This window comes from Hydrogenophaga atypica (genome assembly GCF_042665215.1).
In the GTDB taxonomy this organism is placed as follows: domain Bacteria; phylum Pseudomonadota; class Gammaproteobacteria; order Burkholderiales; family Burkholderiaceae_C; genus Hydrogenophaga; species Hydrogenophaga defluvii_A.
In genome coordinates this window covers 79,097-99,538 of the sequence record NZ_JBHTCA010000001.1, presented here as the reverse complement: position 1 = coordinate 99,538, position 20,442 = coordinate 79,097, and the positions used below count along the sequence as shown (strand labels likewise).

The window sequence follows — 20,442 nt, the reverse complement described above, 5'->3', positions numbered from 1 at the left end:
CAAGTTGTCGTTGGTCTCGTTGTTACCAATGACCTTGTCGGCCTTGACCACGGACTCCTCTTCCAGATCAGCTTTCAAAACCTTGTTCTGCCCTTCAACCTGCTGCACTTCGGGCACGTCGTCCTGGATGCGCGCAGCCAAGCCCACGCTCACTTCGTCACCATCACCATCCACGCCCGTAAACGTGATGGTCGGCAGGTTCAGCCAGTTTTCCTGAGAGGCCACGCCACCATCGTTGGCACCATGCTTCATCGCCGCCGTGACGTTGAGCTCGTAGTTGCCATTGGCAAACACCACCAAGTTGGCCGCATAGTTGGCAGGGACCGTTGTCACGTTACCGTTGGCATCGAAATAAATCGTCACCGAGCCGCCAGCACTGACAGGGCTGACCGCTGCCTCGCCCACCTTCACACCGGTCACGCTGCCAAAGTCGTCAGCGCCCCAGTTCACGACACCCTTCATGCTCTGCAGCACCCCAGGGCTGCCCGTTGTCGTAGAAGCACCCAAGTTGTCGTTGGTCTCGTTGTTACCAATGACCTTGTCGGCCTTGACCACGGACTCCTCTTCCAGATCAGCTTTCAAAACCTTGTTCTGCCCTTCAACCTGCTGCACTTCGGGCACGTCGTCCTGGATCGTGATGGTGACCGGCGCAGTCAGCGCCGCACCATTGCCAGCCGTGCCAACAAGAACAAGATTGCCGTTGAGCGCGTCAGCCTCTTCTTGCGTACCCGGAACTGTGTTGTTGACGTTGTCAATCACCGTGATGATGTATTCGCCGGTGGGGCTGATAAATACGACCACTGCAGCGTTCTTAGGCGTACCTTGTTCGCCGCCCGGCCCAACAGGGATGGGGTTGCGGTTCGCGTCGAAGTAGAAAGTGATGCCGCCCGGAGGAATGGGCACTGTGCCGAAGCCATCGAGCTGAATGCCAGTGAGCGATCCGCCGACGGAAGATAAGAGATTGCCTGAAGTGGAGTTGCTCAAAGGCACAGGCACTTCATCTTCATTGTTACCAATGAAGCCAGCCTCACCCGAGCGCACAGATTCTTCCTCCAAAACTACCGCCAAAGGCGCCTCGACGGCAGGCGGTGTCACGGGCGGTGGCGGCTCAACGGGAGGCGGAGGCGGGGCAACCGGAGGTGGAGGGGCCACGGGTGGCGGGGGCGCCACTGGAGGCGGCGGTGCCACTGGCGGCGGAGGCGCCACAGGGGGAGGCGGTGCAATCGGGGGCGGGGGCGCCACGGGTGGAGGCTCCACAGCAGCAACCACTTCGGCAGCCGGCTCCAAGCCAGGCGGAATGTCGTTCAAGCCCGTTTCGAAGTCAAACGCCAGCGGGTCCACGCCTTCGCTGATGCGCAGCAGGCGCACAAAGCCGCTGCCTTCGCCACCTGCACCGCCGGCGCCTGGGCCGGCTGCGGTGGCTTCGAGTTCTTCGGTGAGGTCATCGCCGCGGTCCAGGGCCTGGATCACGGTGTCGATGGTGCCGCCGCTGACGCTGCCTTCAGCGGGGGTGGGTCGGGCGGTGGCGGTGACGGATTCGTCGATCTTGACGGTTTGTTGGGCGCCCAGGCTCAGGGGGCGGCCGTCGTCCATGGCCAGTTCCACGCCGCCACCTGCGCTGGTGACGATGGTTTCGCCTTTTTGGATCTTGTCGCCCACTTTCAGGGGGCGGGTCTGGCCGTCCAGGCCCACCACGAAGGCGGTGCCGCGAATGGAAACTACTTGTGCCATGAAATCTCTCCAATGTTGGAAACAGTGAAGAGAGGTTACGCCTTGTTAACCCTTGTTAACTATTGGACCAAGGTACAAATTTCAATTTTTTCTGACCTTTTTACCGCGCACCGCCCGGCGCTGGGCGGCCGGCGGGCGGGCTGGGGCTCAGATGATGTCGTCGCTGCCGAGCAGGTCGAGGCGGTTGGCCAGGCGGGCGCGGGTTTGGCGGCGCTGCAGCAGCTTGTTTTGTGCGGCCACGGGCAGGTCGGTGAACTGGATGACAGCGCGGTCGATGAGGACGTCGATGAGGTCTTCGGTGACCCGGGCGAGTTCGGCGTCGGTCAGCGCCAGGGGGTTGTGATCGGCGGCCTCGGCCAGGCGGCGGGCGAAGATGGCCACGGCGGGGTCGGCGGGGTCGGCGGGCAGCCATTGGCCGCTGGCGGCTTCGGGTTCAGTCAGCGGTCGCTGGAGCAGGCCAATGATGTCGCCTCGGGCGTCGCGCTGGATGTGCATCATGACAAAGCGGCCTCAAAGCGGTTTGGGGGCTGCGCGGGTGGCCGCCCGGCCAGACAAGCGCAGGGCGAGTTGCAGGCGGTCGCGCACACCGAGTTTTTCAAACACCGCGCCCAGGTGGGCCTTGACGGTGCGCTCGGAAATGAACAGTTGTTCGGCCACTTCGCGGTTGGATTTGCCCGCCGCCACGGCGTGCGCCACCTCGGCTTCGCGCGCGGACAAGGCGGAGAGGTCGGGCGCGGGGATCTGATCGGCCGCCGATGAGCGGGCCAGCAGGTCGCGGGTGGCTGCGACGATGCGATCAACCAGCTCGGGCCCCACCCACAGGCCGCCCTGCTGCACCACGCGTGCCACCTCTTGCAGCAGCTCGGGCACGGCGTAGAGGTGGCAGTAGCCGCGGGCACCGGCGTTGATGGCGCGCAGGCCTTCGGTCTGGTCGGGTGCGGCGCTCAGGGCGACCACCAGGCGCTTGGGTTCGGCCTGCAGCAGTTGGGCAATGACGTCGAGCCACAACGGGTAGGCGGTGCTGATCCACACCACGTCACCCGCCTGGCTGTATTGGCTGATCTTGCTCCAGTCGCCCCACTGGCCCAGCGGAAAAGCCTGTTGCCATCGGTCCGTCGGGAGCACCGGCGGCTGGGTTTGGGCGTTCGACAAAAAGTGCGATGTGCTCATGTGCGGTTTTCCATGGTGGGGCGCGGTCTGGCTCAGCGCTCCGACAGGGCGTTGGCCTTGGCGCGCAACACCGGCTTGAACAGGTAGGAGAGGATGGTTTTTTTGCCGGTCATGACGTCCACCTGCGCCACCATGCCCGGGATGATGGGCAGGTTCTCGCCCAGGCTGGGCTTGCGCGTCTTGACGCGAACGACGTAGTGCGCCTCGCCCTTGTCGTTGACCACCGAGTCGGCGCCGATGCTGACCACGTCGGCCTCCAGGCCGCCGTAAATCGCGAAGTCGTAGGCCGTGAACTTGACCATGGCCATCTGGCCGGGACGCAGAAAAGCGATGTCCTTCGGAGCGATCAGCGCTTCCAGAATGAGCGCGTCGTCCAGCGGCACGATCTCGACCACCTCTTTGCCGGGCTGCAGCACGCCGCCCACGGTGTTGACCAGCAGCCGCTTGACGGTGCCGCGCACGGGCGACTTGATCTCGGCGTACTTGACCTTGTCGTCCAGCGCGGCCCCGCCTTCGCGCAGCGCCGACAGGCGGCTCATGGTCTCGGACAACTCGGCGCTGAACTGGTTGCGCCGGGTGAGCTGCACCTCTTCTATGCGGCGCTGCGCCTCTTGGATGGCCGCCTGCACACGCGAGATTTGCGCAGCGGCCTGGTCGCGGTCGCCACGCAGGCGGGCGGTTTCGCGCTCCAGGCGCAGGATTTCCACCTCGGACACCGCCCCCGTGGCCACCATGGGCTTGGTGGCGTTGAGTTCCTTCTGCGTCAACTCCAGCCCCCGATCGGCCTGCTCGCGCCGCGCCTGCACCTCACGCAACTCGTTCTGGCGCTGTGTCAGCTGGTTTTGTGCGATGGACAACTGGGCCGCCATTTCGGAGCGGCTGGACTCGAACAGCATGCGCTCCTGGGCCACGATGTCGGGCACCTGTTTGACCAGGTCGGCCGGCGGGTTGAAGCTGGTGTTGCGTGTCAGCGCTTCCAGACGCAGGGCCTTGGCCTGCAAGGACTGGCGGGTGGACTGGCTCTCCCTGGCGCTGGACTCGAAACGCGTGGAATCCACGCGCAGCAGCACCTGCCCCACGTCCACCAAATCGCCTTCGCGCACATTGAGGCTTTCCACCACACCGCCGTCCACACTTTGCAGGATTTGCACCTGGCTGGTGGGCACCACCTTGGCCTCGCCCCGGGTGACCTCGTCCACCTGGGCGAATGCCGCCCAGACGATCAGCAACACCAGCACCGTGGCCGCCACCCGCAGCAGCAGGCGCGCCCGCAGCGGCTCTTGTTGCAGCTGCGCCCAGTCGGCATCGCCGGCCCAGTCGCGCACCTCGACGTTGTCGTTGCGTGGTGCCAGCCGCTTGATGACGCCACCAAACACCGGGTTGCCCACCTTGCCACCAGCGGCGCCCAGTTTGCCCAGGCGTTCAAAGCCTTTTTCGCCCATTTCAGACATGCTCAAGCCTTTCCGATGCGGCCTTGCCGGAGCGCCGTGATGACCTGCTCTTTCGGTCCATCGGCCACGATGCGCCCACCGTCCATCACGATGATGCGGTCGACCAGATCGAGCAGGGACGTGCGGTGGCTGACCAACAACACGGTTTTGGATGCCGCAAACTCGCGCAGGCGCTTTTTCAGCTCTTCTTCGCTGGAATGGTCCATCGATGCGGTGGGCTCGTCCAGCAGCAAAATGGGTGGGTCGTTGATCACGGCGCGCGCAATGGCCACGCTCTGGCGCTGCCCGCCAGAGAGCGACTCGCCGCGCTCGCCCACCACCATGTCAAACCCTTGCGGGTGGGCGTTCACCAAGCCCAGCAGGCCGGCGATTTCGGCGGCTTTCACCACCGCCGCGTCATCGGCCAGAGGCGCCCCCATGGTGAGGTTGTCGCGCAGGCTGCCATAAAACAGCATGACGTCTTGCTGCACGTAGCCGATCTGGCGGCGCAGCTCGGCCGGGTCGAGCTGGCGCAGGTCGATGCCGTCCACCAGCACGGCGCCGCTGCTGGGCTGATACAGGCCCAGGATCAACTTTTCCAGCGTGGTTTTGCCCGAACCGATGCGCCCCAGGATGGCCACTTTTTCACCCGGCTTGATGCGCAGGTTGATGCCACGCAGCGAGGGTGCGGTTTGGTTGGGGTAGGTGAAGGCGACGTCGCGGAACTCGATCGCCCCTTTGAGGCTGCCCCGGCTGATGAAGGTGCTGCCTTCGGGTCGCTCCACGTCCTTCTTCATCATCTCGTTGAGCGAGGTGAGCGCCGTGGCGGCCGTGTGGTATTGCACCAGCAGGCCCGCCACCTGACCCACCGGCTGCATGGCGCGCGACGCCAGCATGGTGCATGCGATCAGACCGCCCATGGTGAGGGCGCGCTCGCTGATCAGGTAGACACCCAACACCACGATGGCCAGGTTGATGGCCTGCTGCACAAAGGCCGAGCTGTAGCTGGCGCTGCTGGAGAGCAGGCGCAACTGCGCGCCCACACGGGCCAGCAACGCAGCGCTTTTTTCCCATTTGCGCTGGATGGGCGCTTCGGCCGCCAGGGCCTTGACGGTCTCAAAACCCACCAGACCCTCGATCAACGTGGCGTTGCGCTGGGCGCCCGCGCGGTAGGTGGTTTCGGCCAGCTCGTGCATGCGGCCCTGCACCGCCAGGGCGTACAACAGCATCACCAGCGCGCCCAGCACCAGCGGGATGAGCATGGGCCAGGCGATCCAGCCGATGACCACAAAAAAGATCAGCGCAAACGGCAGGTCGATGAAAGCCACCACCGTGGCCGAGCCGATGAAGTCGCGCACCGATTCGAAAGCGCGCAGGTTGGAGGCAAACGAGCCTGCCGAGGCAGGGCGCTGCTCCATGCGGGTGCCCAGCACCCGCTCCATGATGAAGGCCGACAGCTTCACATCGGCCCGGCTGCTGGCCAAGTCCACGAATTTGCTGCGCATGATGCGCAGCACCAGATCACCGATCAACACCAGCACCAGGCCAATGGACAACACCCACAGGGTGTCGATGGCGTTGTTGGGCACCACGCGGTCGTACACGTTCATGGTGAACAGCGGCATGGCCAGCGCAAAGGTGTTGGCCAGAAACGCGGCCAGCAGCACGTCGCGGTAGAGCGCGCGGTTTTCGGCGATCACGCCCCAGAACCAGTGGCCGCTGCGCCCCTCCCGCACCACGGGCGTGCGCGCATCGAAGCGCAGCTTGGGTCGGGCGTAAATGGTGACGCCCATGTACTGCGCCTGCAAATCGTCCAGCGGCACGTCCACCGGCGCGTCGGCCAGTTCGGGGTAGGCGACTTTGAGGTGCGTTCGGTCGTCGGACCAGGCCAGCACCACACAGGCGCGTTCGTCCTGCAGCAAAACGACGGCCGGCAAGAGGGCCGGCTGCAAATCACGCAACGGCCGCGCCACCACCCGGCTGCTCAGGCCGGCACGGGCCGCAGCCCGCTCGAACAGCGAGGGGGTCAGCCTGCCACCTTCCAGCGGCAGCCCGGCCACCGCCCCGTCGGCCGTGAGCGACTCGCCATGGGTGCGGGCCACCAGCAGCAGGCAGGCGAGCAAGGCGTCATCCCTGGGCGCCTCGGCGGCGGTTTCCAGGATCGGATCGTCAGACAACATCGAATTTTCCGGAAGCTTCATGCGTGCGAGCCTGATGCCCACCCCATCATTGAGCAGGCACGAACATAAAGTGACAATTTTGACACACGCACCGGCGGCACGACATGTGAAATTCAGTGTAACAAGAATTTGCAAAGCGACCGGTTAAGCTCCCGCCCCATGCACGCATACCTGCTGGCCCTGGGGGCCATCGTTTTGTGGGGCACGTTGGCCGCTTTGGGTGCCTCGCTGACCCACCTCCCCCCCTTTCTCTTGACCGGCCTCGCCTTGTTGGTGGGCAGTGTCATCGCCTTGCCGCTGTCGCGCTTTGACTGGCGTCAATGGCGGGTGCCCTTGCCCACCTTGGCCCTGGGCGTCTATGGCCTGTTCGGCTTCCACTTTCTGCTGTTCCTGGCGCTGCGCCACGCGCCGCCGGTGGAGGCCAACCTGGTCAACTACCTCTGGCCGCTGGGCATGGTGGTGCTGGCGCCGGTGTTTTTGCCCGGCGTGGGCCTGCGGGTGGTGCACGTGGTGGCGGCGCTGGTGGGTTTTGCCGGCGCGGCGCTGGCCATCGTGGGCGGCAAGGTGGATGCGCTGCAGGGCGGTGGTCTGCAGTGGGGCTACGTGCTGGCGCTGGGCTCGGCCTTCATCTGGGCCAGCTACTCGTTGCTGACACAACGGGTGGCGGCTTTTCCCACGGCGGCCATTGGCAGTTTTGCGCTGGTGTCCGGGTTGTTGTCGTTGGCCTGCCATGTGTGGCTGGAACCGCCGGTGACGCTGACAGGAGGCGATCTCGCCCGTCTGGTGGTGCTGGGCCTGGGCCCGCTGGGCGCGGCGTTTTTCCTGTGGGACGCAGCCCTCAAGCGCGGTGATGCCCGCAAGATCGGGCTGCTGTCGTTCATCACGCCACTGCTGTCCACGCTGTTGCTGCTCACCGCCCGGGGCGAAACGCCGGGTCTGCATGTGCTGGCGGCGGCGGTGCTGATCGTGGGCGCGGCCATCGTGGGCACCCGGGCCAAGGGCTGAGGGCAGCCCTTATTCGTTCAGGAGCTCGGACGGCTCGTCGCTGGCCAGCAGGCGCTGCGCCCAGGCTTCAAGCTTGCGCGTGTCGCTGCGCAAAATCTGCTGCTTGACGGCCAGCACCTGCGACGGGTGCATGGAAAAGCTGCGCAAGCCCATGCCGAGCAACAGCCGCGTCATGGTCACGTCGCCCGCCATTTCGCCACACACACTCACGGGCTTGCCCTGCGCGCGGCCTTCGGCAATGGTGCGCGACAACAACTGCAGCACCGCCGGGTGCAGCGGGTCATAGAGGTGGGCGACGGCCTCGTCCACCCGGTCGATGGCCAGGGTGTACTGGATGAGGTCGTTGGTGCCCACCGACAAAAAATCGAAGTGTTTGAGGAACATGGGCACGGTGAGGGCAGCCGCCGGCACCTCGATCATGGCGCCCAGTTGCACCGGGCCGTACACCACACCTTGTGCATCCAGCTGTTCGCGCGCTTTTTGCACCAAAGCCAGGGTGAGCCGGATTTCGTGCGCATGCGCCAGCATGGGAATGAGGATGTGCACCTGCCCGTGGGCCGCCGCGCGCAGGATGGCACGCAGTTGCGCCAGGAACATGGCCGGCTCAGACAGGCTCCAGCGGATGGCGCGCAGGCCCAGGGCGGGGTTGAGGTGGTCGTCGGCGCGGCGGATGTGGTCCAGCGGCTTGTCGGCGCCCACGTCCACGGTGCGGATGGTGACGGGCAGGCCGTGCATGCCTTCCACCGCTGCTTTGTAGGCCAGGTACTGTTCGTCTTCGTCGGGCAGGTGGCCGTTGCGGCCCATGAACAAGAACTCGCTGCGGAACAACCCCACGCCCACCGCACCTGCGGCCAGCGCGGTGGCCGTGTCCGACGGTTGTTCGATGTTGGCCAGCAGCTCGATCTTCTGACCGTCCAGCGTGACCGCCGGCGTGTGCCGCAGCCGGCTCAGGCGTTCGCGTTCGACCTCACCCTGGCGCTGTTTGTAGCCGTACTCGGCCAGCACGATGGGCGAGGGATCGACCACCACCACACCCGCATCGCCGTCGATGATGACCCAGTCGTCCTGCTGGATGAGTTGGCTGGCGCTGCGCGCACCCACCACCGCCGGGATGTCCATGCTGCGCGCGACGATGGCGGTGTGCGAGGTTTTGCCGCCCACGTCGGTGATGAAACCCGCGAACACGCTCTGCTTGAACTGCAGCATGTCGGCCGGCGACAAATCGTGCGCCACCAGCACCAGCGGAACGTCCAGGGTGTCGTCCAGCAACAACTCCTGCTGCGAGCTGCGCCGGGCCGCTGGCGGCGGTGCGGCCACCGGTGAGCCCTCGCCCCGCATCTGCCGCAGGATGCGCTCGACCACCTGCTCCAGGTCGGCCTTGCGCTCACGCAGGTACGGGTCTTCCATTTCGTCAAACTGGCGCCCGATCACCTCCAGTTGCGTGGTGAGCGCCCACTCACCGTTGTAATGCCGCTCCACGATCCAGTGTTTGACGCCGGCCGTGAGCTGCTCGTCCATGAGCAGCATGAGGTGCACTTCGAGCAGGGCCACCAGTTCGTGGTGTGCCTCTTTGGTGCCGGTTTCGATCAGCCCTTCGCGGATGCGGGTGATCTCGTCCACCACCACATTGCGGGCCGCGCGCACCCGCTCGATCTCACGCTCGACCTGCTCGGCCGTGACGAAGTAGTGCGCCACGTCCACCCGGCTGGACGCCACCAGCACCGCCCGCCCGATGGCGATGCCGCGCGAAACCGCCTGGCCGTGGACAGAAAACGTCACTCGCCTTCTCCGAACTTGTCGTTGATCAACGCAAGAATTGCGTCCATGGCTTCCTGCTCCTGGGCGCCCGACGTTTCGACTTCGACCTGCGTTCCGATGCCGGCGGCCAGCATCATCACGCCCATGATGCTTTTGGCGTTGACGCGGCGGTCGCCGCGCGACATCCAGACCTCACAGGGAAAACTGCCGGCCAGCTTGGTGAGTTTGGCCGAGGCCCGGGCGTGCAGGCCGAGCTTATTGCTGATGGTCGCGGTGGTCTTGATCATGGGTTTGTCGTCTGACTTGGTGGTGCGGCGCGGTGATGGCCACCTGGATGACGCCCTGCGTGGCACCGGCCACGGCTCGCGTCACCAACGCCTCCAGGGATTCGTGGCGGTAGGACACCGTGCGCAGCAGCATGGGCAGGTTGGCCCCGGCGATGAGCCGCGAGCGTATGCCGTCCACCAGCTTGCTGGCCACGTTGCAGGGGGTGGCGCCAAACACGTCGGTCACCACCAGGGTTTGCGGGGTGCCGAGCTGGGCCATCAGCATGCGGGCCTGCGCCAGCGACTCTTCAGGCGGCACATTGGGCATGACGTCCAGCGCGCTCACGGCGTCGGCGGCATCGGGAAACACATGCAGCACACATTTGCGCAATGCCGAAGCCAGCGGCGCGTGGGCGATGATGAGGATGCCGTTCATGGCACGCAGTTTATCGGGCTTGGCCCAGGGGTTGACGCACGGGGGTGGGCGCACGCCCTTCTGCCTTGACCGCCAAGAAGTAAAGGTAGGACAAGACGCAGCAAACCAGGTACACCACAAAAGCGCCCTGGAAGGACGCCGTCACCGACCAACCCGCCTGCGCAAAAGCATCCACCAACAGCCCAATGCCCCACTGCACCACAAACACACCGCTGAAGATGACCAAGTTGTAAGCCGACAACGCCCGCCCGGCCAGCGCAGGCACAAAAGCCAACGCGACGGCCGGCTGCGACAACGTGACAAAGGTGCAGCTGACGCAGTACAGCGCCCAGCCCAGCCAGCCCACGCCTTCGGCCAGCACGATGTTGGCCAGCAGCACCACAAAACTCAGCGGCATGCCCAAGGCCATGAGGCGCGGCGCGCTCAGCCCCCGCCTGACCAGCGCCGGGTTGACCAACCCCCACACCCAGAATGTGACCAGCATGAAGGCGTTGATCCAAAACAGACCTTGCGCGGCCTGCGCAGCGCTGAAGCCCGACACCCGGACCATCCAAGGCCCCGCCCACAGCGTCTGGACCGCCACCATGCCGCCATAGCAGAAAAAGCCGATCGGTGTCATGCGCTGGAAAAACCGGTTGCGCCAGATGGCGCCATACCCCGGCGGCGCGGGCGCGTGTCCGTCCGCCTCATGGGCCTCGGCGGTGTCCCAGCGGGGCACGGCCCAGGCCAGCACCAACATGGCCAACGCAATCAGCACCGCCAACCCCCAGAACAGCCCACGCCAGCCGACCACCGGCATCAGCCATTGCACCGGCAAGGTGGAGGCCAGCATGCCCAGCGACCCAGTCATGAGCATCCACGCATTGGCACGCAGCTGGGCGGCGGGCGTCAGCCAACGGCGAAAGCCGGTCAGGGGCGCCATCAGACACGCGCTGACGCCCATGCCGGTGAGCACCCGCGCCGCCAGCAGGGTGGCAAACTGCCCCGCCAGCGCAAACGCGATGACCCCCAGCACGGCCAAGGACAGGAAGCCGAGGATGACGCGTTTGGGCCCGAAGCGATCCAACCAGTTGCCCAGGGGCAGTTGCGTGAGCGCAAAGCCCAAAAAATACCCCCCGGCCAACAGGCCCAGGTCGCTGGATTGCAGGGCGAATTCGGCGCTCAGCGTCGGCGACAGGGTGGCCGTGATCGCCCGCACCAGGGCAGATAAAAAGTAAGCCAGCGCAAACGACAGGAACACCAGCACCGCCGTGGCGATGGGCAAGCTGCCTTTGTCCGATGCGGTCGATGGTGCACTCATGGCGTACTGGGCAGGCGCAAAGCCTCAAAAAACGGGGCCACAACGCTTGGGTCGTTGCTGGAGCCGTAGACCGCCGCTTGGTACACCACCGCCCCGTGAGCGAAGTACACCTGTCGGGCCGACACGGTGCGGCCTTCGTGGTCCAGCCCCTGTCCTTGCCAGCCCCGCAGGGTTTGTGCGCCCGCCAGCGGCATCGGCCAGGCCGTCCAGCCAGCCGGGGGCGTGTCGGCGGCGGCCTGCGTCTGGCGCAAACGGGCCCAGCCCGCGAGTTGCCAACTGTCCAAGACCGCCGATGGGTTGTCCTGCGGCGCCAGCGTGGCCCAGGCCAGGGCAAACGTGAGTCCCCCGGTTTCGCAGCTCAAGAGGTGCAGCGTTGTGCCGGCGGCGGTCAGGGGCACTTGGCGTTCGGCGCGCTCGGGCTTGCAGGGCAGTTGCGCCCGCAGCGGCGCACCGGCCAGCGACACATCGCGCCAGTTGAACGTGGGGCTGCACGCCACCAGGCACAAGGTCAGACAACCCAGGCAGAAACTCGAACCGCGCATGACACTCCGTGAAGCAGGCGCCCGCTTTGCGGGCAAAAAGTGGCATGTTAGCCTTGCGCTGAACTTTCCCGCCCCATCGGCATCCATTTCCCTGCGGGTAAGCGCCACACGTGTGTTGCCCCGCGTTCCGTTTGTCCCTCCGCCCCGCTCCTGCCTCCACCATGAACCGTCGCCCGCCATCCCGCCGCCGTTTTGTTGCCTCCACCGCGTGGGCGGGCATGTCGCTGGGCTTGTTGGGCATGGCGGGTTGCGGAACGCAGGAGCAAGCGCCGGCCTCGCGTTTTGTGCTGCTCGATGGCAACACGGTGGACACCGCCAGCTTCAAGGGCAAAGTGGTGCTGGTGAATTTCTGGGCCACCACCTGCGTGACCTGTGTGAAGGAAATGCCCAGCCTGGTGGCCACACACAACAAGTTCAAAGACCGTGGCTTCGAGACCGTGGCGGTTGCCATGAGCTACGACCCGCCACAATGGGTCAACAACTTCGCGCAAACCCGCCAGTTGCCCTTCAAAGTGGCACTGGACAACACCGGTGAAGTGGCGAAGGCCTGGGGGGACGTGAAGCTCACGCCCACCACCTACCTGGTGGACAAACAGGGCAACATCGTCAAACGGTATGTGGGCGAGCCCGAGTTTGACGCTCTGCACCAGCTGGTTGAAAAACTGCTGGCGCAGGCTTGATGCTCACTCCCGGAAGGCGTCGTGACAGGCTTTGCAAGAGCCCGCTGCGTTGCCAAAGGCGGCCTTGATCTGGTCGAGGTTGCCGGTTTTGGCCACGGTGTTGAGTTTGGCCACTTCGGACATCATGTTGTCCTGAGCCTGCTTGAACTTGGCCCCGTCTTTCCAGACGTCGGCTTTGGCCTTGGTTCGGAGCTTTTCCGTGTCGGGCGTGAACCCGGCCCAAGGCAACTTGCTCAACGTCTCCACCAACGCGGCGTTGTCTTGCGCCACCTTCGCGTCAAACGGCACACGGCCATTGGCCATTGCGCCCAGCCGCGAAAAATGGGTGCCCATGAGCGACAAGGCGCTCTGGCGGTATTTCACCGCGTCTTCGGGCTTTTGGAACTGGGCGGCGGCAGGCAGCGAGACGGCCAAGGTGGCGGCGGCCAGCGCGGTGGTGACGGCAAGTTTCATGGTTTTCCTTCAGGCGGTGGGAGGGTGGCAGAGGACGTGTCAACAAGCTTGACCTCTGCGATGATCATATCCGTCAATTATTGGTTCCGCTGAGCGCGGTCTGCACCTCAACAAAGGAGCACGGGAATGCACACTGTTCGTGTCTGGGACTTGCCCACCCGGGCGTTTCACTGGCTTCTTGCAGCCGCCGTCATCGGCATGGTGGTCACGGCCAAGGTCGGTGGCAACTGGATGGTCTGGCACCTCCGCCTGGGTCATGTGGTGCTGGCCTTGCTGCTGTTCCGCGTGTTGTGGGGCTTCGTCGGCGGCCATTGGTCGCGTTTCAGCAACTTTGTCTACGGCCCGCGCGCACTCTGGCGTTACCTGCGTGGCCAGGCCCCTGCCGAGCACCAGATGGGGCATTCGCCACTGGGTGCGCTGTCCGTTTTTGCGCTCCTCGCTGCCTTGTCACTTCAGGTCGGTACCGGCCTCATGAGCGACGACGAGATCGCTTTTTTTGGCCCCTTGGTGCGTTTTGTGGATGGCAGCACGGTGAGCCAGGCGACCGACTTCCACAAGGCATTGGGCCAATGGCTGGTGCTTGGCCTGGTCGCGCTGCACGTGGTGGCCATCCTGGTTTACCAGTTTGGCAAACGACAAGACTTGATCGGCCCCATGTTGCATGGTGACAAAGCCGCCCCGCTGCCCTCACCCGCTACCCGCGACGGGGCTGCGCAGCGTTGGCTCGGCGCGGTGCTGGCGCTGTTGGCGTCCACTGTGGCCTACCTGGTTCACGGTCTGGGCGCGGGCTGACGCTGCCTCTTTGTGCTGTCGTATAGTCGTGCCATGTCTGAGCCGACCGCCTCCCAGACGCAGATCGAGCCCGCGCAGACGCCGTCCGACCTGGTCATTGCGCGCATGCTGTTTCTTGAGTACCAGCAAAGCCTGGGCATCGATCTGTGTTTTCAGAACTTTGATCAAGAGCTTGCCGGCCTGCCAGGCGACTACGCGGAGCCCCTGGGTGGGCTGTTGGTGGCACAGGTGGATGGTGAGCCCGCCGGCTGCTGCGCTTTCCGGCCCCTGCTGGGCAGCGACTACCCCAATGCCTGTGAAATGAAGCGCCTGTATGTGCGCCGCATGTTCCGGGGTTTTGGCTTGGGCAGGCAACTGGCCGAACGCACCCTCATGCTCGCGCGCCAGGCCGGGTACGACCACATCCTGCTGGACACCCTCGACGACATGGAAGCCGCCCGCGCGCTCTACCTGGAGCTGGGCTTCACGGAGGTGGCACCCTACTACCACAACCCCCTGGCCGGGGCGCACTACCTCAAAGCCGACCTCAAATGAAACGGCCGCGTGACCCCAGGGGGCACGCGGCCGCAAGGTTGTGCTGACCCGAAATCAGGCGGCTTTGGCCTGCGCCAACAAAGTCGCGGCGTCGCTCACCTCGAACTTGCCCGGGCCTTCAATGTTGAGGGTTTTGACCACGCCGTCTTTCACCAGCATCGAATAGCGGTTGCTGCGCAACCCCAGGCCCTTGCCCGTCAGGTCGAGCGTCAGACCGGTGGCCTTGGCAAACGCCGCGTCACCATCGCCGAGCATGCGAACCTTGTCGCCGGTCTTCTGGTCGCGCGCCCAGGCACCCATCACAAAGGCGTCGTTCACGCTCACGCACCAGATTTCGTCCACACCCGCGGCTTTGAACGCGTCGAATTGCTCCACATAACCGGGCACGTGTTTGGCCGAACAAGTGGGCGTAAAGGCGCCGGGCAGTGCAAACAGGGCGATGGTTTTGCCAGCGGTGGCCTTGGCCACGTCCACCGGGTTGGGGCCGATGCTGCAGCCATTGCCTTCGACTTCCACGTACTCCATCAGCGTTGCTGCGGGAAGTTTGTCGCCTACCTGAATCATGAGAATGCTCCTCGGGGTGAATGGCCTGTGGCCGGGTTGACTCTGTCCCAGGGCGCCGCATTGGTGCAGGCCCAAAAACAAAAAACGACCGAGATTGTCGGTCGTTTTTTGAGTTGCTGCTGGGTGCAGCCCAATAGGTGAAAACCTGTGGGCTTAAACCAGACCGGCCTTTTGAACCAGGCGCGTGGCGACCCAGTTCTTGGTCTTGGACAGCGGACGGCTTTCGGTGATCTCGATCACGTCGCCCGTCTTGTACTCGCCCTTTTCGTCGTGCGCGTGGTACTTGCTCGACTTGGCGACGATCTTGTCATACAGCTCGTGCTTCACGCGACGCTCGACCAACACCGTCACGGTCTTGGCGCGCTTGTCGCTCACCACCTTGCCAATCAAGGTGCGCTTGAGGGATGTTTTAGCTTCCGTCATGGTCACTCCTTACTTGGCGGCTTGCTTTTCAGCAAGAATGGTCTTGGCACGTGCGATGGCGCGGCGGGTGCTGCGCAGGGTGCTCGTGTTGCTCAGTTGCTGCGTGGCTTTTTGCATGCGCAGGTTGAAGTGGGCCTTTTGCAGCTCCTTCACCTCGGCTTGCAGGCCGGCAACGTCTTTTTGGCGCAGTTCAGCAGTTTTCATCTGTGTTCTCCTGATCACTGGCCAATCATGCGCGTCACGAACGTGGTGCGCAGGGGCAGCTTGGCGGCTGCCAGTTTGAACGCTTCACGGGCCAGCTCTTCGGGCACACCCACGATTTCGTAAAGCACCTTGCCGGGCTGGATTTCAGCCACGTAGTACTCGACCGAACCCTTGCCGTTGCCCATACGGACTTCGGCAGGCTTGTTGGAGATCGGCTTGTCCGGGAACACGCGGATCCAGATGCGGCCACCACGCTTGACGTGACGCGAAATGGCGCGACGAGCGGATTCGATCTGGCGCGCGGTCAAACGGCCGCGGTCGGTGGATTTGAGACCGAAGTCGCCAAAGGCCACGGAGTTGCCAGTGGTGGCAACGCCGGTGTTACGGCCTTTTTGCTCCTTGCGGTACTTGCGACGTGCAGGTTGCAGCATGTTTATTCTCCTTTGCCGTCCGCAGGTGCCCCTGCGGGTGCGTCTTTGCGAACGCGCTTAACGGCGGGTCGTGCCTCGCCAGCAGCGGCTTCGGCGGGTTTGTCGCTGCCATCGGCAGGGGCACCGGTGCGACGCGGTGCGCCACGGCCGGGGCGGTCAGAGCCAGGACGGGCACCGTCACGGCGCGGACCACGCGGGCGGCGCTCTTCTTCAGGACGCGGGGTGCTGTCCAGCGAAGGGGCGTCGTTGCGGCCCAGGGTGTCGCCCTTGTAGACCCACACCTTGACACCGATGATGCCGTAGGTGGTTTCTGCTTCGGACGTGCCGTAGTCGATGTCGGCGCGCAGGGTATGGAGAGGCACGCGGCCTTCGCGGTACCACTCGCAACGGGCGATTTCGGCGCCGTTCAGGCGGCCGGACGACATGATCTTGATGCCTTGGGCACCCAGACGCATGGCGTTCTGCATCGCACGCTTCATGGCGCGGCGGAACATGATGCGCTTTTCGAGCTGCTGCGTGATGCTGTCGGCGATCAGCTTGGCATCGATTTCAGGCTTGCGCACTTCTTCGATGTTGACCGCGACCGGCACGCCCAGCTTGGCGCTCAGGTCCTTCTTCAGCTTCTCGATGTCTTCGCCTTTCTTGCCGATCACCACGCCCGGACGTGCCGAGTAAATGGTGATGCGTGCGTTCTTGGCGGGACGCTCGATGATGACGCGCGACACAGCGGCGTTCTTCAGCTTGCCCTTGAGGTACTCGCGCACCTTGATGTCTTCGGCCAGCATGCCGGCGAAGTCACGGTTGCTCGCGTACCAGCGGCTTGCCCAGTTGCGCGAAACGGCCAGGCGGAAGCCTGTGGGGTTGATTTTTTGTCCCATAGTTCCAGTGACCTCTTCAGTTGCCAACCGTCACATAGATGTGACAGGTGGGTTTGCTGATGCGGTTGCCACGGCCTTTGGCGCGGGCCGAGAAACGCTTGAGCGTGGTGCCTTGTTCGACGTGGATGGTCGTGACCTTCAGCTCGTCGATGTCGGCGCCGTCATTGTGTTCGGCGTTGGCGATGGCGGATTCCAGGGCCTTCTTGACGATGCCAGCAGCTTTTTTCTGCGTGAACGTCAGGATGTTGAGGGCCTGGTCGACCTTCTTGCCACGAATCAGGTCAGCCACCAGACGGCCCTTGTCCACCGACAGGCGCACGCCGCGGACGACACAGCGGGTTTCAGTAGTCATGGTTGATCCTTACTTCTTGGCTTTTTTGTCGCCAGGGTGGCCCTTGAAGGTGCGCGTCAGCGAGAATTCGCCGAGTTTGTGGCCCACCATCTGGTCCGTGATGTACACCGGCACGTGCTGCTTGCCGTTGTGAACGGCAATGGTCAGGCCGATGAACTCGGGCAAGATCATGGAGCGACGCGACCAGGTTTTGACGGGCTTCTTGTCCTTCGTGGACACAGCCTTTTCCACTTTGGCCATCAGGTGATGGTCAACAAAGGGACCTTTCTTGAGAGAACGGGTCATCTCGTCACTCCTTATTTGCTCTTGCGACGCGACACAATCATGGACTGTGTGCGGCGGTTGTTGCGGGTGCGGTAACCCTTGGTGAGGTTGCCCCACGGATCCACCGGCGGCATGCCGGTACCGGTGCGGCCTTCACCACCACCGTGCGGGTGGTCGATCGGGTTCATCGCGACACCGCGAACGGTCGGGCGAATGCCCATGTGACGCTTGACACCGGCCTTGCCCAGCTGACGCAGGCTGTGCTCGGTGTTGGAGACTTCACCAATGGTGGCGCGGCAGTCCACGTGGACCTTGCGCACTTCACCCGAGCGCATGCGCACCTGGGCGTAGATGCCTTCGCGGGCCAGCAACACAGCCGAGGCGCCAGCGGAGCGGGCGATTTGTGCGCCCTTGCCGATTTGCAGCTCGATGCAGTGGATGGTCGAACCCACGGGGATGTTGCGGATCGGCAGGGTGTTGCCCACGCGAATCGGCGCTTCCGAGCCGCTCAACAACGTTGCACCGACTTCAACGCCACGCGGGGCGATGATGTAGCGGCGCTCGCCGTCGGCGTAGCACACCAGAGCGATGTGGGCCGTGCGGTTCGGGTCGTATTCGATGCGCTCAACCTTGGCCGGAATGCCGTCCTTGTTGCGCACGAAATCGACCACGCGGTAGTGGTGCTTGTTGCCACCGCCACGGTGACGCACGGTGATGTGACCGTTGTTGTTGCGGCCGGCCTTCTGGAACTGAGGTTCCAGCAGCGGCGCGTAACCGTCACCCTTGTGCAGGTGATCACGCGTGACTTTGACGACGCCACGGCGACCGGGCGATGTCGGCTTGAGTTTGACGACGGCCATGATCAGACGCCCTCCCCACCAAAGTTGAGTTCCTGACCAGCGGCCAAGGTCACATAGGCCTTGCGCACGTGGTCGCGGCGACCCACGGTCTTGCCGAAACGCTTGGTTTTGCCCTTCTGGTTCAGAACGGCAACGGCGTCGACCTTGACCTTGAACATCATTTCCACAGCGGCCTTGATCTCGGGCTTGGTCGCATCGCGCAGCACCTTGAACAGGATGGCGTTCGATTTCTCGGCGGCCAGGGTCGCTTTTTCGGACACGATCGGTGCCACCAGCACCTGCATCAGGCGCCCTTCATCAAAAGAGGTCGTGCTCATGCGAACATCTCCTTGAGCTTGTCGATGGCGGCCTTGGTCACGATCACTTTCTTGTAGTGAACCAGCGACACCGGATCGGCGTAACGCGGCTCGACAACCAGCACGTTGGGCAGGTTGCGCGAAGCCAGGTACAGGTTCTCATCGACTTCGTCGGCGATGACCAGAACCGATTGCAGGTTCATGGCCTTGAACTTGGCAGCCAGGGGCTTGGTCTTGGGCGAGTCCAGCTTGATGGAATCGACCACGGCCAGACGGCCTTCACGCACCAGCTGCGAGAAGATGGACGCCATGCCGGCGCGGTACATCTTCTTGTTGAGCTTCTGGGTGAAGTTTTCGTCGGGGCTGTTCGGGAAGGTGCGACCACCCCCGCGCCACAGCGGCGAGGACGTCATACCGGCGCGAGCGCGGCCCGTGCCCTTTTGCTTGAACGGCTTCTTGGTCGAGTGCTTGACCTGCTCGCGGTCCTTCTGGGCACGGGTACCCTGGCGCGCGTTGGCCTGGTACTGCACCACCAGCTGGTGGATCAGCGACTCGTTGTAGTCACGACCAAACACGGTCTCGGGCACGTCCACTTTGGACGCGGCCTGGCCTTGTTCGTTCAGGAGTTCGACTTGCATCAGTTCGCTCCCTTGTTGGTTTTGGCCTTGATGGCCGGGCGGACGGTCACAAAACCGCCGTCGGAGCCGGGGACAGCGCCACGGACCAGCAGCAACTGGCGGGCTTCGTCGATGCGAACCACGTCCAGGTTTTGCACGGTCACGGTCTCATCGCCCATATGGCCGGTCATCTTCTTGCCAGGGAACACGCGACCGGGGTCTTGCGCCATGGAGATGGAGCCAGGCACGTTGTGCGAACGGCTGTTGCCGTGCGACGCGCGCTGCGAGCTGAAGTTGTGACGCTTGATGGTGCCGGCAAAGCCTTTACCGATCGAGGTGCCTTGCACATCGACCTTTTGGCCCACGGCAAACACAGCCGTTGCAGGCACCACAGCACCCGCGGGGTACTGGGCAGCCACGTCGGCAGCGACACGGAATTCTTTGAGGATTTCACCGGCTTCGACACCGGCTTTGGCCAGGTGACCAGCCGCAGGCTTGGTCACGCGCGAAGCGCGGCGGGCACCAAAGGTGACCTGCAGCGCATCGTAGCCGTCGTTGGCTTGGGTTTTGACTTGTGCCACGCGGTTGTTTGACACGTCCAGCACGGTGACAGGAACAGCGTCCCCATCCTCGTTGAACAGGCGCATCATGCCCACCTTGCGACCCAACAACCCGAGGGAGTTGCTAAGACTCATCGTTTTCTCCGTTCCCGACTTCAATTGGCCGGGGCTGATGTTCAAGACCCGGCCATCTCATGACTGCCGGGGCTGATGGTGTGTTTGGCGCCCTAAGACACCAAGCACGGTTTATGACGCTACCAACCGCACGTTTTGACGCGGCCGTTGGTGCACATCCAAATCACACTCCCCAGGGTAAACCCCGGGAAAGCCCGCGAGTATAGCCCGCGAACTGGATTTCTGCAAGCCCTGCGTTTCAGCAGAGCTTGCAAAGCCACATCACTGCAGCTTGATCTCGACGTCCACGCCAGCCGGCAGGTCCAGCTTCATCAGTGCGTCAACGGTCTTGTCGGTCGGGTCGACAATGTCCATCAGGCGCTGGTGAGTGCGGATTTCCAGCTGGTCGCGCGACGTCTTGTTGACGTGCGGCGAACGCAGGATGTCGAAACGCTTCATGCGCGTCGGCAGGGGCACGGGGCCCTTGACGATGGCGCCGGTGCGCTTGGCGGTGTCCACGATTTCAGCGGCCGAGGTGTCGATCAGCTTGTAATCGAAAGCCTTGAGGCGGATGCGGATCTTTTGCTTGGAAGACATGCGGA

27 protein-coding genes are annotated in these 20,442 nt (G+C 64.0%); 4 read left to right on the top strand and 23 right to left on the bottom strand.

What is annotated here, in order from left to right; all coding sequences use genetic code 11:
* The 5 genes from ACFQPB_RS00555 to ACFQPB_RS00535 all read right to left on the bottom strand — a co-directional run.
* A partial coding sequence (locus tag ACFQPB_RS00555; RefSeq protein WP_382218919.1) for a retention module-containing protein occupies window positions 1–1,731 on the bottom strand: 1,731 nt, incomplete at its 3' end.
* A 147-nt stretch (window positions 1,732–1,878) separates the two neighbouring features.
* The gene (locus tag ACFQPB_RS00550) at window positions 1,879–2,229 is read right to left on the bottom strand and encodes a hypothetical protein (RefSeq protein WP_382218917.1); all 351 of its coding nucleotides are present in this window, start codon (window positions 2,227–2,229) and stop codon (window positions 1,879–1,881) included.
* A 12-nt stretch (window positions 2,230–2,241) separates the two neighbouring features.
* Window positions 2,242–2,901, bottom strand: a complete 660-nt coding sequence (locus ACFQPB_RS00545) for a LuxR C-terminal-related transcriptional regulator (RefSeq protein WP_382218916.1) — start codon at window positions 2,899–2,901, stop codon at window positions 2,242–2,244.
* Window positions 2,902–2,933: 32 nt separating this feature from the next.
* The gene (locus ACFQPB_RS00540; RefSeq protein WP_382218914.1) at window positions 2,934–4,352 is read right to left on the bottom strand and encodes an HlyD family type I secretion periplasmic adaptor subunit; all 1,419 of its coding nucleotides are present in this window, start codon (window positions 4,350–4,352) and stop codon (window positions 2,934–2,936) included.
* A gap of 2 nt (window positions 4,353–4,354) precedes the next feature.
* Complete coding sequence (locus ACFQPB_RS00535; protein WP_382218913.1) at window positions 4,355–6,532, bottom strand: type I secretion system permease/ATPase; 2,178 nt, start codon at window positions 6,530–6,532, stop codon at window positions 4,355–4,357.
* 138 nt (window positions 6,533–6,670) lie between these two features.
* Here ACFQPB_RS00535 and ACFQPB_RS00530 point away from each other — a divergent pair, with 138 nt between their 5' ends.
* Window positions 6,671–7,516 (top strand): DMT family transporter, encoded by an 846-nt coding sequence (locus ACFQPB_RS00530; RefSeq protein WP_382218911.1) that lies wholly within the window; start codon window positions 6,671–6,673, stop codon window positions 7,514–7,516.
* A 9-nt stretch (window positions 7,517–7,525) separates the two neighbouring features.
* Here the strand turns inward: ACFQPB_RS00530 and ptsP are convergent, their stop codons facing one another.
* Genes ptsP through ACFQPB_RS00505 form a run of 5 tightly spaced genes read right to left on the bottom strand, consistent with a single transcriptional unit; the run spans window position 7,526 to window position 11,818 of the window.
* A complete protein-coding gene (gene ptsP / locus ACFQPB_RS00525; protein ID WP_382218909.1) occupies window positions 7,526–9,295 on the bottom strand; it encodes a phosphoenolpyruvate--protein phosphotransferase in 1,770 nt (589 codons plus the stop codon).
* Window positions 9,292–9,561, bottom strand: coding sequence for an HPr family phosphocarrier protein (locus ACFQPB_RS00520; protein ID WP_382218907.1), 270 nt, complete (start codon window positions 9,559–9,561; stop codon window positions 9,292–9,294). Before ACFQPB_RS00520 ends, ptsP begins: the two co-directional genes overlap by 4 nt.
* Entirely contained in the window at window positions 9,530–9,976 is a 447-nt protein-coding gene (locus ACFQPB_RS00515) for a PTS sugar transporter subunit IIA (protein ID WP_382200765.1), read from the bottom strand. Before ACFQPB_RS00515 ends, ACFQPB_RS00520 begins: the two co-directional genes overlap by 32 nt.
* A 10-nt stretch (window positions 9,977–9,986) precedes the next feature.
* A complete protein-coding gene (locus tag ACFQPB_RS00510; protein ID WP_382218905.1) occupies window positions 9,987–11,276 on the bottom strand; it encodes an MFS transporter in 1,290 nt (429 codons plus the stop codon).
* The gene (locus tag ACFQPB_RS00505) at window positions 11,273–11,818 is read right to left on the bottom strand and encodes a hypothetical protein (RefSeq protein WP_382218903.1); all 546 of its coding nucleotides are present in this window, start codon (window positions 11,816–11,818) and stop codon (window positions 11,273–11,275) included. Before ACFQPB_RS00505 ends, ACFQPB_RS00510 begins: the two co-directional genes overlap by 4 nt.
* A gap of 161 nt (window positions 11,819–11,979) precedes the next feature.
* On the opposite strand from ACFQPB_RS00505, the gene ACFQPB_RS00500 reads away from it, so the two are divergent.
* Window positions 11,980–12,498, top strand: coding sequence for a peroxiredoxin family protein (locus ACFQPB_RS00500; RefSeq protein WP_382218901.1), 519 nt, complete (start codon window positions 11,980–11,982; stop codon window positions 12,496–12,498).
* A gap of 3 nt (window positions 12,499–12,501) precedes the next feature.
* On the opposite strand, the gene ACFQPB_RS00495 is transcribed toward ACFQPB_RS00500, so the two are convergent.
* A complete protein-coding gene (locus ACFQPB_RS00495) occupies window positions 12,502–12,951 on the bottom strand; it encodes a c-type cytochrome (RefSeq protein WP_382218899.1) in 450 nt (149 codons plus the stop codon).
* A gap of 126 nt (window positions 12,952–13,077) precedes the next feature.
* Between ACFQPB_RS00495 and ACFQPB_RS00490 the strand changes: the two genes are divergently transcribed.
* Together ACFQPB_RS00490 and ACFQPB_RS00485 are read left to right on the top strand one after the other, a co-directional pair.
* Window positions 13,078–13,743, top strand: a complete 666-nt coding sequence (locus tag ACFQPB_RS00490; RefSeq protein ID WP_382218897.1) for a cytochrome b/b6 domain-containing protein — start codon at window positions 13,078–13,080, stop codon at window positions 13,741–13,743.
* 105 nt (window positions 13,744–13,848) lie between these two features.
* Window positions 13,849–14,277 carry a GNAT family N-acetyltransferase gene (locus ACFQPB_RS00485; RefSeq protein ID WP_382219484.1) on the top strand — a complete coding sequence of 143 codons (429 nt, stop codon included), beginning with the start codon at window positions 13,849–13,851 and terminating at the stop codon, window positions 14,275–14,277.
* Window positions 14,278–14,331: 54 nt separating this feature from the next.
* Here ACFQPB_RS00485 and ACFQPB_RS00480 read toward each other — a convergent pair whose 3' ends face one another.
* The 12 genes from ACFQPB_RS00480 to rpsJ all read right to left on the bottom strand — a co-directional run bounded on the left by ACFQPB_RS00480 (window position 14,332) and on the right by rpsJ (window position 20,437).
* Window positions 14,332–14,841: a peroxiredoxin gene (locus tag ACFQPB_RS00480; protein ID WP_382202698.1), complete on the bottom strand. Its 510-nt coding sequence runs from the start codon at window positions 14,839–14,841 to the stop codon at window positions 14,332–14,334.
* Window positions 14,842–14,994: 153 nt separating this feature from the next.
* Window positions 14,995–15,264: a 30S ribosomal protein S17 gene (gene rpsQ, locus ACFQPB_RS00475; protein ID WP_382202696.1), complete on the bottom strand. Its 270-nt coding sequence runs from the start codon at window positions 15,262–15,264 to the stop codon at window positions 14,995–14,997.
* A gap of 9 nt (window positions 15,265–15,273) precedes the next feature.
* Window positions 15,274–15,468 carry a 50S ribosomal protein L29 gene (rpmC, locus tag ACFQPB_RS00470; RefSeq protein WP_382202694.1) on the bottom strand — a complete coding sequence of 65 codons (195 nt, stop codon included), beginning with the start codon at window positions 15,466–15,468 and terminating at the stop codon, window positions 15,274–15,276.
* Window positions 15,469–15,482: 14 nt separating this feature from the next.
* Window positions 15,483–15,899 carry a 50S ribosomal protein L16 gene (gene rplP / locus ACFQPB_RS00465; RefSeq protein ID WP_342133598.1) on the bottom strand — a complete coding sequence of 139 codons (417 nt, stop codon included), beginning with the start codon at window positions 15,897–15,899 and terminating at the stop codon, window positions 15,483–15,485.
* Between the two features lie 2 nt (window positions 15,900–15,901).
* Window positions 15,902–16,777 carry a 30S ribosomal protein S3 gene (rpsC, locus tag ACFQPB_RS00460; protein ID WP_382202692.1) on the bottom strand — a complete coding sequence of 292 codons (876 nt, stop codon included), beginning with the start codon at window positions 16,775–16,777 and terminating at the stop codon, window positions 15,902–15,904.
* A 16-nt stretch (window positions 16,778–16,793) separates the two neighbouring features.
* Window positions 16,794–17,129, bottom strand: a complete 336-nt coding sequence (gene rplV, locus ACFQPB_RS00455) for a 50S ribosomal protein L22 (protein ID WP_382202690.1) — start codon at window positions 17,127–17,129, stop codon at window positions 16,794–16,796.
* Between the two features lie 9 nt (window positions 17,130–17,138).
* Entirely contained in the window at window positions 17,139–17,414 is a 276-nt protein-coding gene (gene rpsS, locus ACFQPB_RS00450) for a 30S ribosomal protein S19 (RefSeq protein ID WP_382202688.1), read from the bottom strand.
* An 11-nt stretch (window positions 17,415–17,425) separates the two neighbouring features.
* Complete coding sequence (rplB, locus tag ACFQPB_RS00445) at window positions 17,426–18,253, bottom strand: 50S ribosomal protein L2 (protein WP_382202686.1); 828 nt, start codon at window positions 18,251–18,253, stop codon at window positions 17,426–17,428.
* Between the two features lie 2 nt (window positions 18,254–18,255).
* A complete protein-coding gene (rplW, locus tag ACFQPB_RS00440; RefSeq protein WP_382202685.1) occupies window positions 18,256–18,570 on the bottom strand; it encodes a 50S ribosomal protein L23 in 315 nt (104 codons plus the stop codon).
* Window positions 18,567–19,187: a 50S ribosomal protein L4 gene (rplD, locus tag ACFQPB_RS00435; RefSeq protein WP_382202683.1), complete on the bottom strand. Its 621-nt coding sequence runs from the start codon at window positions 19,185–19,187 to the stop codon at window positions 18,567–18,569. Before rplD ends, rplW begins: the two co-directional genes overlap by 4 nt.
* Window positions 19,187–19,861: a 50S ribosomal protein L3 gene (rplC, locus tag ACFQPB_RS00430; protein WP_382202682.1), complete on the bottom strand. Its 675-nt coding sequence runs from the start codon at window positions 19,859–19,861 to the stop codon at window positions 19,187–19,189. The genes rplD and rplC overlap by 1 nt, the downstream gene beginning before the upstream one ends.
* A gap of 261 nt (window positions 19,862–20,122) precedes the next feature.
* Window positions 20,123–20,437, bottom strand: coding sequence for a 30S ribosomal protein S10 (gene rpsJ / locus ACFQPB_RS00425; RefSeq protein ID WP_068174613.1), 315 nt, complete (start codon window positions 20,435–20,437; stop codon window positions 20,123–20,125).
* Window positions 20,438–20,442 lie beyond the last annotated feature (5 nt).